Origin of the sequence: Magnetofaba australis IT-1 (assembly GCF_002109495.1) — a bacterium.
Lineage (GTDB): Bacteria > Pseudomonadota > Magnetococcia > Magnetococcales > Magnetococcaceae > Magnetofaba > Magnetofaba australis.
Genome location: NZ_LVJN01000020.1, coordinates 494,004 through 506,575, shown reverse-complemented (window position 1 = coordinate 506,575; position 12,572 = coordinate 494,004). Strand labels below are relative to the sequence as shown.

At 59.5% G+C, this 12,572-nt stretch carries 15 protein-coding genes; 10 read left to right on the top strand and 5 right to left on the bottom strand.

Going from position 1 to position 12,572, the window contains the following annotated elements:
- The first annotated feature begins 57 nt into the window (after nucleotides 1-57).
- Together MAIT1_RS22070 and MAIT1_RS14495 are read left to right on the top strand one after the other, a co-directional pair.
- Nucleotides 58-1,179 carry a hypothetical protein gene (locus tag MAIT1_RS22070; protein WP_198947907.1) on the top strand — a complete coding sequence of 374 codons (1,122 nt, stop codon included), beginning with the start codon at nucleotides 58-60 and terminating at the stop codon, nucleotides 1,177-1,179.
- A 24-nt stretch (nucleotides 1,180-1,203) separates the two neighbouring features.
- Nucleotides 1,204-1,857 (top strand): haloacid dehalogenase type II, encoded by a 654-nt coding sequence (locus MAIT1_RS14495; protein ID WP_085444026.1) that lies wholly within the window; start codon nucleotides 1,204-1,206, stop codon nucleotides 1,855-1,857.
- Between the two features lie 62 nt (nucleotides 1,858-1,919).
- Here the strand turns inward: MAIT1_RS14495 and MAIT1_RS14490 are convergent, their stop codons facing one another.
- A complete protein-coding gene (locus tag MAIT1_RS14490) occupies nucleotides 1,920-3,638 on the bottom strand; it encodes an AIPR family protein (protein WP_085445661.1) in 1,719 nt (572 codons plus the stop codon).
- A 95-nt stretch (nucleotides 3,639-3,733) separates the two neighbouring features.
- Nucleotides 3,734-4,966: a (Fe-S)-binding protein gene (locus tag MAIT1_RS14485; RefSeq protein ID WP_085444025.1), complete on the bottom strand. Its 1,233-nt coding sequence runs from the start codon at nucleotides 4,964-4,966 to the stop codon at nucleotides 3,734-3,736.
- Nucleotides 4,967-5,356: 390 nt separating this feature from the next.
- On the opposite strand from MAIT1_RS14485, the gene MAIT1_RS14480 reads away from it, so the two are divergent.
- From MAIT1_RS14480 to MAIT1_RS14470, 3 genes are all read left to right on the top strand, one after another.
- Nucleotides 5,357-6,109, top strand: coding sequence for a YebC/PmpR family DNA-binding transcriptional regulator (locus tag MAIT1_RS14480; RefSeq protein ID WP_085444024.1), 753 nt, complete (start codon nucleotides 5,357-5,359; stop codon nucleotides 6,107-6,109).
- 41 nt (nucleotides 6,110-6,150) lie between these two features.
- Nucleotides 6,151-6,663: a crossover junction endodeoxyribonuclease RuvC gene (gene ruvC / locus MAIT1_RS14475; protein ID WP_085445634.1), complete on the top strand. Its 513-nt coding sequence runs from the start codon at nucleotides 6,151-6,153 to the stop codon at nucleotides 6,661-6,663.
- Between the two features lie 287 nt (nucleotides 6,664-6,950).
- On the top strand, nucleotides 6,951-7,313 hold the full coding sequence (locus tag MAIT1_RS14470; protein ID WP_085444023.1) for a hypothetical protein: 363 nt from the start codon (nucleotides 6,951-6,953) through the stop codon (nucleotides 7,311-7,313).
- Nucleotides 7,314-7,444: 131 nt separating this feature from the next.
- Here MAIT1_RS14470 and MAIT1_RS14465 read toward each other — a convergent pair whose 3' ends face one another.
- From MAIT1_RS14465 to MAIT1_RS14460, 3 genes are read right to left on the bottom strand one after another with little or no spacing between them, the layout of a single operon-like run.
- Nucleotides 7,445-7,891, bottom strand: a complete 447-nt coding sequence (locus MAIT1_RS14465) for a GyrI-like domain-containing protein (protein WP_241893486.1) — start codon at nucleotides 7,889-7,891, stop codon at nucleotides 7,445-7,447.
- A complete protein-coding gene (locus tag MAIT1_RS22065; RefSeq protein ID WP_198947905.1) occupies nucleotides 7,876-8,055 on the bottom strand; it encodes a hypothetical protein in 180 nt (59 codons plus the stop codon). Before MAIT1_RS22065 ends, MAIT1_RS14465 begins: the two co-directional genes overlap by 16 nt.
- Nucleotides 8,056-8,088: 33 nt before the next feature.
- Nucleotides 8,089-8,490, bottom strand: coding sequence for a DUF6152 family protein (locus MAIT1_RS14460; RefSeq protein ID WP_085444022.1), 402 nt, complete (start codon nucleotides 8,488-8,490; stop codon nucleotides 8,089-8,091).
- Between the two features lie 152 nt (nucleotides 8,491-8,642).
- Between MAIT1_RS14460 and ruvA the strand changes: the two genes are divergently transcribed.
- The 5 genes from ruvA to tolQ all read left to right on the top strand — a co-directional run bounded on the left by ruvA (nucleotide 8,643) and on the right by tolQ (nucleotide 12,391).
- A complete protein-coding gene (gene ruvA, locus MAIT1_RS14455; protein WP_198947904.1) occupies nucleotides 8,643-9,383 on the top strand; it encodes a Holliday junction branch migration protein RuvA in 741 nt (246 codons plus the stop codon).
- A 358-nt stretch (nucleotides 9,384-9,741) separates the two neighbouring features.
- A complete protein-coding gene (locus MAIT1_RS14450) occupies nucleotides 9,742-10,083 on the top strand; it encodes a hypothetical protein (RefSeq protein WP_085444021.1) in 342 nt (113 codons plus the stop codon).
- Nucleotides 10,084-10,229: 146 nt separating this feature from the next.
- The gene (gene ruvB, locus MAIT1_RS14445; RefSeq protein WP_085444020.1) at nucleotides 10,230-11,264 is read left to right on the top strand and encodes a Holliday junction branch migration DNA helicase RuvB; all 1,035 of its coding nucleotides are present in this window, start codon (nucleotides 10,230-10,232) and stop codon (nucleotides 11,262-11,264) included.
- A complete protein-coding gene (gene ybgC / locus MAIT1_RS14440; RefSeq protein WP_241893485.1) occupies nucleotides 11,261-11,680 on the top strand; it encodes a tol-pal system-associated acyl-CoA thioesterase in 420 nt (139 codons plus the stop codon). Before ruvB ends, ybgC begins: the two co-directional genes overlap by 4 nt.
- A 15-nt stretch (nucleotides 11,681-11,695) precedes the next feature.
- The gene (tolQ, locus tag MAIT1_RS14435; RefSeq protein WP_085444019.1) at nucleotides 11,696-12,391 is read left to right on the top strand and encodes a protein TolQ; all 696 of its coding nucleotides are present in this window, start codon (nucleotides 11,696-11,698) and stop codon (nucleotides 12,389-12,391) included.
- Nucleotides 12,392-12,572 lie beyond the last annotated feature (181 nt).

Below are 12,572 nucleotides of genomic sequence, written 5' to 3'. Positions count from 1 at the left end.
GCCGATTCGCATCACTTTTTTTTGCGAAGAGGTTGCACAGTCCCGAGGGGAAGAGCGATGGATCCATTACTCCTGGTTGGCGGGTTATTGGCTTGGTTTGTCATTTGGTATGTACGCGACCGCTATAGCGAGGCGTCCGATGATAAGACCAGCGCGCCGCTGCCGGCGCCCTCAAAGACTGTAACCGAGGCCAATGCCAAGCAGGAGGCTGAGGCCAAAGCCAAGGCCGACGCCGAAGCCAAGGCCAAGCAGGAGGCTGAGGCCAAAGCCAAGGCCGACGCCGAAGCCAAGGCCAAGCAGGAGGCTGAGGCCAAAGCCAAGGCTGAAGCCAAAGCCAAGGCCGACGCCGAAGCCAAGGCCAAGCAGGAGGCTGAAGCCAAAGCCAAGGCCGACGCCGAAGCCAAAGCCAAGCAGGAGGCTGAGGCCAAAGCCAAAACCGACGCCGAAGCCAAAGCCAAGCAGGAGGCTGAGGCCAAAGCCAAGGCCGACGCCGAAGCCAAAGCCAAGCAGGAGGCTGAGGCCAAAGCCAAAGCCAAAACCGACGCCGAAGCCAAAGCCAAGCAGGAGGCTGAGGCCAAAGCCAAGCCAGCAGCGGCCACGAAAAACCCCGCAAAAGCGCCAGCCAAATCAGCCAAGAGCGCGCCCGCTGCAAGCGGCATCGCCTACCCCGATGCCCCGCCGCTCACACTGCCCGCTCTGCCGGATAAGTTCGACAAAGAGTACCAGGGCAAAGATCCCTTGAATAACGACGCGCCGGTCACCATCAATCCGGCGCAGATGTCCTGCACCTGCGATGACTTCCAGAAGAATCGCGCCAGCCTGCCCGCTGACGACGCCCGTCGCGCCTGCGCCTGCATCACCCAGAAGCTGACCCAGATCCGCGCCAAAAGCTGCTATGAGCCCATGGTGTGGTGCGCGCTGATCTCCGGCCATCAACGCGATCTGAGCCGCCTGAAAACCTTCAAGCTCAATGGCTCGGAGATGGGCGTGGGCTTCGATCCCGCCTCCCCCGTGTGCGCCCTGTATGCGCGGGTGATGAAAGCGGGCGACGCCAAGGGCAAGCCCAGCGGCGACTACAAGGCGTTCCAGTACGATCTGGCCAACAACGCCTGGGTGGGCGACGAACCCGGCGAAATGGCGGCGACCTACGCCAAGCGCGTCACCGCCCTGTTCCGCTAACCGCAAGCCGCTCGGAGCCGCTCCATGGCCGCTGAGATTCGCGCCTACGTGTTCGACGCCTACGGGACGCTGCTGGACGTCAACGCCGCCATGAGCGCCCATGTGGCGGCGTTGGGGCCGAATGCGGCGCAATTGCCCACCTGGTGGCGCGTCAAGCAGCTGGAGTACAGCTGGACATACACCCTGATGGGGCGCTATCGCTCGTTCTGGCAGTTGACCGATGACGCGCTGACCACGGCGGCGGCGCTGTGTGGGGTGGAGATCGGCGACAAGCGCGCCGCATTGATGGAGGCGTTCCGCTGCTGCCCGGCCTTTGACGACGCCATTCCCGCGTTGCAATCCCTGCGCGCGCGCGGATTGCCCACCGCCATTCTCTCCAATGGCGATTTGGCCACGCTACGCTATACGGTTGAGCAGGCGGGACTGGCGCCGCATCTGGATCACTTGCTCTCAGCGGATGCGGCGCAGAAATTCAAAACCGCGCCGGAGGTCTATCAACTGGCGGTGGATGCGCTGGGCTTGGAGCGCGAGCAGATCGCGTTCTGCTCGTCCAATCGCTGGGATATCGCCGGGGCGGCGTCGTTTGGGTTTCAGACCAGCTGGATCAATCGCTCCGGGGCTGTGGAGGAGTATGCAGCTTATCCTGCACAAGAAATTTTAGCAGAATTGGCGCTATAACCCGGGACATTAACTGATGGGAAAACCTGCTCTACACGTTTTCCATGCTGTTTGGGAAAACATTACGGTAAATGCCTTCTAATCATACCCTCAAGTAATTCTTTGTCACCCCTGGCAAGATTGGCGACAAGATATGCAAGAAGGTCACCGCGCCGAAAAGTCGCAGACAATTGTTGCAGAGAGACACTCTGCCCCCCATAGAGTTGATCAAGCGCACCTGTGGTAAGCGCCACAGAGGCCACATAGATCCAACCTTTCATGGCCTCAAAATCTTGCTGTATCTCTCTAATATTTAAGTGTGAAATAGATTCCAACTTCATTTGCTTATCAGCCAAAAACAACTTTCCTACACACATCGCCAAAAAATGCGACGCATATGGCAAATAAATTGGAGGATTGGATATCGTCGGACGTTTCCGTTCATTCTCCACAAAACGAAAAATCAGTACGGCAAATAACGCCTGCGCAGGATTCAATCCCTTAAATATGAGGTCGTACAACTTCCCAAAATGCTCTTTACGGCGGAACTTTGCTTGATGCGGCTTATCCCGCCATATCGCCAGCACAGATTCCGCCAGAATCGCGCTGGTGATCACCTGGGCGCCGCCTGCACTACCGCCGCTTTTGCGCCTATAGGTGTATCCTAGCTCCTTAAGACCATTCTCCAAATCTTTCTGTATGGGATCATTGGAGCGTAAATCACGTAGATCAACAGGGTTCTGGCTGTTGGTGGCATAGGTGATATCAGCAACGAAATCCTGATCCTCCTCCTCCAACTCGTAGATTCGGACCATGACATACACGTTTGTAAAAACAGAAAGATCTTGCTCGTTCTCCAACGTCTGCTGAATCGTTTTGCTGGTCTGTCCACCATTAATAATTTGCATATCCTCCAGCTTTACTTGATAGCTTGAACTCTGAAGAGCATTGTGGCGAAATTTATTGCATATGATCGTAATTCCATTATTGAAGAAATAAAAATTCTCTCTTTTTTCGGCATGAGAAAGCGTATCGTGAATAGCCGTATTCACGCGATTGGATTGCAAGCCAAGATATCGCCGAATATTCCTCTCCAGCAAACGATCACCATTGCGCTTGAACAATTCAGCAATTTCAACAACCGGAGCCTTACCAATCAAAACCCGGCGAAATTTGAACGCCTCAACGACCGCCTCGCCCTCCAATCTAAGCGACTCATTTACTGGCTTCTGCTGCCGCAACACATCCACGATTGTTTCGTGATTCAAATGAACCCATCGAACCTGTTCCTCCGGGAACCCACTCTGGTCAATCCACTCCTGCGCAGCATCTTTCCACCGCAACCCATTATTGCAAAGAACAATACGGACAACAGGAATATATCCATCCCGGATTAACGAACGGATCTCTTCAATCCTTGGCGCAATCTTTTCATTCATATCGAAGGTGCGCACTGGATCAAATAGCGCGCCGACAGTATTAATCATTTGCTTAACGCCATTTTCAGGGAAATTTGCATCTCCCTTTAAGTTTTTCTTATACTTTCCCTGAAATAACGTTACATGGAACTCACCGTCCTCCACCTCACCAACATGCAAGCCATCCACGCCGACGTCATTGCCGCCTTCCGTAATCAAATCCAACGAATCTTCAAGCGGAAGATCCAGTAGCGTGGCCATACAGAGGAGGACAAAAGCGGATGAGCGCTTTTTATCGGCATCGCCAAACTGCACAAACCATTCTGGATGCTCTTCAAGAATGCCTGTCAGGCGCTGATCAATCAGACTGGCGTGAATATCCATAACCATCCTCGCAGGAAACCATTTTGTAGCAAAACTCATCCGCTAGAAGCGCCTACCGCAAAAATAGCGCCAAGCTGGAGACAACCTACACACTTTTACTTTGTACCGGCTCCCCGGACATGCTCCGCCAGCAACTCCGCCAAGTGCCGCGTCTGCTTGTCGCCCCCCGCGCCCATATTCACCAAGCAGCCCGGATTCACCCCCGTCACCGTCCCCGCGCCCGTCTGCGCCACACACGCCAGCTTCTCGGCGCGAATCTTCGCGCTACGCGCCCCATGCCGCAGCATGTACTCGCCCCCCGCGCCGCAACACTGCCCATTCTCCGGCACATCGCGCCACCCCGGGAAGCAGCGATCCAGCACCACACGCGGCGGCTCAACAATGTCCAATCCAAAGCGCGCCTGACAGTGATCGTGCCACGCCAGATCATCCCCCGACCCCGGCGCGCCCGCAGGCAGTTGCGCCACATGTTCGGCCAGGAACTCGGTGAACTCCTTCACCCGACCAGACAACCCCTCCGCCTCGCCACGCCGGGCGTGATCCTTGGGCAGCGACTTGCCATAGGCGCGAATGGTAATGGCGCACACACTGGAGTCGGTAATCACCGTGGTCTCTGGACCCGCAATCGCCACCGCGTCCAGCACCCGCTCCACATTGTTGTGCAGCGTCGCCTTGTCGCCCCGCTCCCGGTGTGGCGCGCCACAGCAACCAAAATCACTCACCAACCGCACGCGGAATCCCATGCTGCGCAACACATTGGCGGCGGACTCCGCCACATGGGGCATAAACAGCCGCGCCATGCAGCCCGATAGCAACACCACCTCATCGCCCGCCCCCTCCACAGTGGCCGCGGGCGGCTTGGGTCGGTGCTGGGGAATCAGCTTGGCGATCCGTTTCAACGGACCCAGCGGCCAGCGCGGCGCGCCCAGACTCACCGCCAGATCCAGCGCGCGACTGGCCATGCGCGCCAATTTGGCGGAATCGGTGATGGCGTGCAGCCACGTCTCAAAGCGCCCCGACTCCAGCGGCGCCAAGGAGCGCGCTTGCAGCGAGAGCTTGCCGGGTCGAACCCCCACCGGGCAGGCGGCGTGGCAGGCGCGACAGCCGATGCAGTGGGCCAGCAGATCCACCGCCTCCTGCGGTTCGAGTTCGCCAGAGGCCAGCGCCAACACGGCGGAGACGCGCCCGCGTGGGGATTGCGTCTCCACATTCTCCACCCGATAGGTGGGACAGACGGGAAGGCAGTAGCCGCAATGGGTGCATTGCTGGGCGTTTTTGAACTGTTTATAGCGCAGATTAACCGGCGCTTGAGGCAGCAGCAGAGACATAGTGATCAACGTCGCATGGAGACAAGAGAAACACGCACATGAGTCGGCAAGGCGCGATAGCCAAACTCACGAGGGTCCAGGGAAATCATTTCCCTGGCGGGTCGAGGGCAGAGCCCTCGCGGGCGCCGGGCAGAGCCCGGCTGGGTCCAGGGCAAAGCCCTGGCCGGGTTTGGGGCGGAGCCCCAACATCTTTCATTCTCCCAATCTTCTCAGCTTCCCTGCGCCAGACGCACAGCAGATGAGCAGTGGCGAATCCACGCCTTGAGAACAAGCTGCGATTGGCGCTAGAATGGAGGATTATTCTCCTTTTTCCTGCCCAGCGCAAAGCCATTTGCCTGCGGCGCGGGACTGGCACTCGAATTATCCCCTATCATCAACGGGAGTTGCGACATGGCTGGACATAGTAAATGGGCCAATATCAAGCATCGCAAAGGCGCGCAGGACGCCAAGCGCGGTAAGATCTTCACCAAGTTGATCAAAGAGATCACGGTGGCTTCGCGCATGGGCGGCAGCGACATCAACGCCAACCCGCGCCTGCGTGCGGGGGTGACGGCGGCGCGGGCGCAGAACATGCCTAAGGACACCATCGACAAAGCGATCAAGCGCGGCGCGGGCGAGTTGGACGGCGTGGATTACGTGGAGACCCGTTTTGAGGGCTACGGCCCGGCGGGCGCCGCCATCATCGTCGACACCCTCACCGACAATAACAACCGCACCGTGGCCGACGTGCGCCATATCTTCAATAAATATGGCGGCAACATGGGCACCTCTGGCTGCGTGGCCTTCATGTTCGACCACAAAGGCCAGATTGTGTTCGACGCCGAGGGCATCGACGAAGATGAACTGATGGAAGCGGCGCTGGAAGCGGGCGCCGAGGATATCGTCAACGCCGACGGCTCGTTTGAGGTGATCACTGCGCCGGAGGATCTCTCCGACGTGCAGGAAGCGCTGGCCGAAGCCGGCTATGACAAGCCGGTCTCCGCCGAGGCCACCATGCGCCCGCAGAACACCACCGAGATCACCGAAGAGAAGCCCGCCGCCACCATGCTCAAGCTCATGGAGATGCTTGAAGACAACGATGACGTGCAACACGTCTACGCCAACTTCGACATCCCTGACGAGATCATGGAAAAGCTCGAATAAGGCGCGATTTTCTCTCACAAGGATGTTCTATGGCCGCCATGCTGCGCGTGCTGGGCATTGACCCCGGCAGCAACGTCTTGGGCTGGGGCGTGGTGGAGGGCGACGGACAGCGCGCCCTCCACATCGCCCACGGCTGCGTGCGTCAGAAGTCCGGCGCGCCCCTGCCCGATCGCCTGAGCCGCATCTTTGCCGACCTCTCCGAGGTGATCGCCGAACACAAGCCCCACGCCGTGGCGGTGGAAGAGGTGTTTGTATCGCAGAACGTGCGCAGCGCGCTGGTCCTGGGCCATGCCCGCGGCGCCGCCATTGTGGCGGCGGGCGCGGCGGCGCTGCCGGTGGCCGAATACACCCCCATGCAGATTAAAAAAGCGGTGGTGGGCTACGGCAAGGCCGACAAAAAGCAGGTGCAGGAGATGATGCGCATGCTGCTCTGCCTACCCAAGATCCCCGCCCAGGACGCCGCCGACGCCCTGGCTGTTAGCCTCTGCCATGTCAACCAGGCCGCTTGGAATCAACGCGCCAACGCCGCCATCGCGGGCATCAAACTCGCCTGACTCTCCCCTCCTCAGCCGTTTCCCACGCAAGCCTCGAATTTAACACGACAAAAATTGTAAATTTACATGCCTCGTTGGCAATCTGCAACCTGCGCATGTTGGTGATGGACGGCTTGTGTGCAATTTGGCAATATCCACACAGGAGTTGCGGGCAACGGGATCTCTCTCGTCCGTGGGCGCTGCGCCCCTCCTTGTGCGTATCTCTGGCGTGATGCGGCGATCTCCCTTGGTGCGCCGCACACGCTTTCCGGCGATTTGCCGACGTCGTTGTATCCAGGAGAATGAGAATGAAAAAGCTGGGTTTTGCCGCTTTCCTCGCACTCTGTTTCAGCCTTGCCGCCCCCGCCTTTGCGGGTCAACAGGACTTTATGCTGGTCAACCAGACCGGCGACCCCATCGACCAGTTCTTCGCCTCCCCCGCCAGTAGTCAAAACTGGGAAGAGGATATTCTGGGGCGGGATCAACTGCCGGATATGGACTCGGTCACCATCACCTTTGCCCGCGATACCGAAGCCTGCTTGTGGGATTTTCTGGCCGTCTATCCCGATGGGGAAGAGGTGGTGTGGCACGACATCAATCTGTGCAACATCAGCACGGTCATCCTCAAGTGGGATGAGAAGAACGAACGCACCTACGCCGTGGTGGAATAACGCCAACGCCCGGCTGCGCGCCGGGCGCGCCCCCTTCAGCGCACGCTCTGCGGCTATCAGCACGATGGCCGCAGAGCGCTCAAACCACACACACGCCACCCTTCGACTCTCCCGCCTGGGCTGCGCACATGTTATGCGACGGGTTGCCGAATGAGGGTCTTGAGCTTCTCCGGCGCGGTGCGGCGGGCGTCATTCAGATAGATTTCATGGTGCTTGCCGCGCCGCTGACGCCCCTGCTCGGCGATAAAGGCGTGTAGCCCTTCAATGGTCGGCGCCTCGGCGCTGTAGGGACCGACATGGAGAATCTGCGCGCTGGGTCCTTCATGCAACGACTCAAAGCGCATCGACTCCAGCGCGGGCGGCGCCTTCTTGCTGGCCACCTCAGCCATGGTCTGCGTAACCAATTCCGGGGTAATCCACTGCGGCTGCATGATCATCAGGGTCCAGCGCCACGCTGCTCTGTTGCCGGTGGCGAAGTCGGCCATATCGTCGCTCCACCACAGCCCTTCCAGCGGCATGACGCCATAATCGACAGCCTCCGGCCCCTTTTTAATCGCGAACTTCAGCCCATAGGCCACCGCGAAGAGCGCCTCAATGGCTTCGGCAAACGCTGGCGGGTATTGGGATCGCCCTGGCCATCAATCATGAGGAAGTTCATGGCCGGAACGTTGACCAACGCGTGGCTCTTTTGCGATGCCGCATAGAGGGATTTAAGCTCTTTCTTTAAATCGACTTTTCCCATCAGCCCCTTCGCTTTCAGTCCTATGGGTTATGATTAATTGTCGGTATTGCGATCCAACTGCGAACTGCCCGCATCCAGCTTCACGCCCCCCATCAGCGTAACGCTTTGTGCGTTGATTCTGCTTGAGCCATTTCGCGCCAAAAATCCATCCACTGTAATTTGGGTTCCGGTAGTCAGCGTATTGCGACGCCATCCGCGCCGTTGCAGCAGATGCGGCGCCCCCATCTCCACTGTCCAGTTACTCACCTTGCCTGACTCGGCGCTCCTCACGTTCATATAGAGATGGATATGCGGATTGGTCCACGCCACTTTGGTGACGACGCCACTGAGGGTCACGGGGTGTTGGCGAGAATATTCCGCCGCAAACGGATGGTGCGCGTGCGCGTGTGGAGTGAAAATCAGCGCACCGGCCACCCCCAAACCCGCCAGCGCCATGCGGGAAAACGTTTTACGATTTAAATTTCTCATTTTACTCTCCTGCTCATTGTATCGAACAACTGGCGCTTCTTATGCGCACGACCCAAATCTGTTGCGTATTTCCAAATGGGTTTACGAAACCCTAGCAAAGTTGCGCGAAGAGCCCAAGCATGGGCGATACACGCCGCCACTTCTCCCACGGTCCGCGCGCCAGTATGATGCTGATGCGCTCAACGAATACGGATCTCCTGTCCTCCACGTTTTTTGATGCCCAATCAACGCTCATGATCGCACACCTTCGCGGAACCGTTGCCGACAAACAGCCTGATTACGCCATTCTCGACGTGGGCGGCGTGGGCTACCGGGTGTTCATCCCGCTCTCCACCTACTCGGCATTGCCGCCGTTGGGTGAATCGGCGCAACTCTTCACCATCACGGTGGTGCGCGAGGACGCTTTCCACCTGTATGGCTTCCATGAGGAGAAGCAGAAGCGGCTATTTGGCTTGCTCACATCAGTGAGCGGTGTGGGGGCGAAGATCGCTTTGGCGCTGCTCTCCACCCATCCGGCGGACGCTTTGGCGCAGGCCATTGCCAATGGCGACATCACGGCGATTTCACGGGCGCCGGGGGTGGGTAAGAAGGGGGCGCAGCGCATCGCCATGGAGCTGAAGGAGAAGATGGCGGCGTTGGGGGGCTTTGCGGCTCCTGGCGGCGTTGCCTTGCCTGGGGGCGAGATGGGCTTTGCCGCGCCGGTGGGATTGCGTGAGGAGGCGGCGTCGGCGTTGGTGAATTTGGGTTATAAGCGTAACCAAGCGGATGCGGCCCTGGCCAAGGCGCTGAACAGCGGCGATATTGAGGATTTGGGCGAGTTGATCAAGGTTGCGCTGAAGCTGCTCTCGCCACAGAGTTAACTGAGCCAGCACAGTATAAAAGTGTGTGCGGGAATGAGGCCGAGCCAGTGTATCTATTGGCCGCCGACTGGTCGGCGGCGGGGTCTGGGGGCCGCGCCCCCAGCGGGGTTTGGGGCGGCGCCCCAAGGTTTGGCTTTTTCTTTTCGGGAGTTTGAGGGCAGAGCCCTCAATATCTTTAATCTTTAAGCCGTTTCCCCGCTGAACAGAGTGCGAGCCTGTTACAGGGCTGCAGAGTGAGCAGGAACGACGAGCCCGCAAGGAGGCCGTCGGGGAAACGGCGGTGAGCAGGCGCGCAGCGCTGTCGTCCGCAGGACGGCGAATGCAGTAAAAGCCGCCATCCGGCGAGGGGGAAAAGTGTGTGCGGGAAAATTTCACGGGCACGCTCTTTGCGCTAGACCAGAACCGCCCCGTTGACGAAGTTGGGAGCGAGGCCAAAACCGCCCTTTTGGCGATGTTCGGCGCAAGGACAAAACCGCCCTTTTGGCGATGTTCGGCGCAAGGACAAAACCGCCCTTTTGGCGATGTTCGGCGCAAGGACAAAACCGCCGCCTTTGGCGGCATACTAGGGAAGCTTCCCCAGACCCCTCTCTCAATTTGCCGGAGCAAATTGAGTCAGGAAGCGCCCCACAAAATTGCTGCGCAATTTTTCTTTGAAAAGGGGCGCGATTTCAAAAAATTAGATATTAAGGCTCCGCCTTAATAATCCGCCAGGGCTCCGCCCTGGACCCGCTTAAGGGTCACAGACCCTTAAGAATCCCGCCGCCGACCAGTCGGCGGCCAATAGTCAGCGCTCGCTCCAACAGCGTCACGCAAACATTTTGCACATCCTAACGAGACACGGGATTCATGGACGAAGACCTCTCAGACCCACGCCTGATCTCCAGTGAAGCCGAACTCGGCGAATCCCGCCAAGAAGTCAGCCTGCGCCCCCGCGCGCTGCAAGAGTTCATCGGCCAGCAACAGCTCAAAGGCAACCTGCAAGTGTTCCTCGATGCCGCCCGCGCCCGCGGCGAAGCGTTGGATCACATGCTGCTACACGGCCCCCCCGGCCTGGGCAAAACCACCCTGGCGCAAATCGTCGCCATCGAAATGGGCGTCGGCCTGCGCGCCACCTCCGGCCCCGTCATCGAAAAAGCGGGCGATCTGGCCGCGCTGTTGACCAATCTCAACCCCGGCGACGTCCTCTTTGTGGACGAAATCCACCGCCTCTCCCCCGCCGTGGAGGAGATCCTCTACCCGGCCATGGAGGACTACCAACTGGATATCATCATCGGCGAAGGCCCCTCGGCGCGCTCGGTGAAGATCGATCTGCCCCGCTTTACCCTGCTCGGCGCCACCACCCGCGCCGGCATGCTCACCGGCCCCCTGCGCGACCGCTTCGGCATCCTCGCGCGCATGGAGTTTTATACGCCGGAAGAGCTCGCCATCATCGTTTCACGTTCTGCGTCCATCCTCGGCATCCCCATGGAGCCCGCCGGAGCGTATGAACTGGCGCGACGCTCCCGCGGCACCCCGCGCATCGCCAACCGCCTGCTGCGCCGCGTGCGCGACTTCGCCCAGATCCAGGGCGGCGGCATTATCGACCACGCCCTGGCCGACGCGGCGCTGACCCAATTGGAGGTGGACGCCTTCGGTCTGGACAATATGGACCGGCGCTTGCTTGGCGTCTTGATTGAAAAGTTCGACGGCGGCCCCACCGGCCTGGATACCCTGGCCGCAGCCATCGGCGAAGATCGCAACACCATTGAAGATGTGATCGAGCCCTATCTGGTCAAGGAAGGCATGCTCGATCGCACCCCGCGCGGACGCAAAGCCACCGCGCGCGCGTTTGATCATTTGCGCATTAGCGTCCCCGGCGGCGCACAAGGACGATTGCTTTGAGCGATTGTAAAATCAATAACATCGAGCGCTTCGAATGGCCCATTCGGGTCTACTACGAAGACACCGACGCCGGTGGCGTGGTCTACCACAGCCAATATCTGAACTTTCTTGAGCGCACCCGCACCGAGTGGCTGCGCAGCGCCGGTTTGGAACAGGAAGCGCTGTTCGCCGCAACCGGGGCCCGCTTTGTGGTGACCCATATGGCGGTGGATTTCATCAGCCCGGCGCGACTCGACGACCTTTTGACGGTGACGGTGTCAATCCGCCGTCGCAGGCAAGCCAGCTTCGAGCTGGAGCAAACCATCGAACGGGACGGCGCGCGGTTGATCGCCGCCACCGCGCGCATCGCCTGCGTGGGCGAAGAGTTCAAGCCCATCCGCATCCCCGCGCAAGTTTTGCAACAACTCTTTGAATGAGGCGACGCAGGAATCATGGACGCACAATTGAATCATAGCGCCTGGACGCTGGTTATTCAGGCTGGTCCGGTGGTGAAACTGGTGATGCTGGCGCTGCTGATCGCCTCGGTGGTCTCGTGGGCCTACATCTTCGACAAATGGCGCCGCTATCGCCGTATTCGCAAGGAGTCGTCGCAGTTCGAAGAGCGCTTCTGGAGCGGCGGCTCGGTGGCGCAGCTGTTCCAAACCGCCAATGACGAGTGGCCCGACAGTCCCATCGTGGTGATGTTCACCTCCGGCTTTCGCGAATGGAAGCGCTGGGAGAGCGGCGATACGCCCCATGACGAGGGCGATCTGGTCTCCAATGTGCGTCGCGCCATGACCGTGGCGCTCAATCGCGAAGTGGAGCGGCTCGAGAGCGGCTTGACCTTCCTGGCCACCGTCGGCGCCACCAGCCCCTTCGTGGGTCTGTTCGGCACCGTGTGGGGCATCATGAACGCCTTCATGGGTCTGGCTGGCGCCAAGACCACCACTCTGGCCATGGTCGCCCCGGGCATCGCCGAAGCCCTCATCGCCACCGCCATGGGTCTGGTGGCCGCCATCCCGGCGGTGATCGCCTACAACAAGTTCTCCGCCGAATTGCGCCGACTGCACAGCAAAATGGACAACTTCGGCGCCGAGTTCCTCAACATCCTGGAGCGCCGCGCCTCCTCCCGCCGCAAGGCTGGATGATCTTTTTGGGCAATCGTTGAACTGATTGGACGATTGGAGATATTGGGGCTTCGCCCCAAACCCCACCAGGGCGCCGCCCTGGACCCACACGGGCTCTGCCCGTGACCCGGCAGGGCTTTGCCCTGCACCCACGAGGGCTCTGCCCTCGACCCGCCAGGCCAATCGGGACAAATCCGATTTC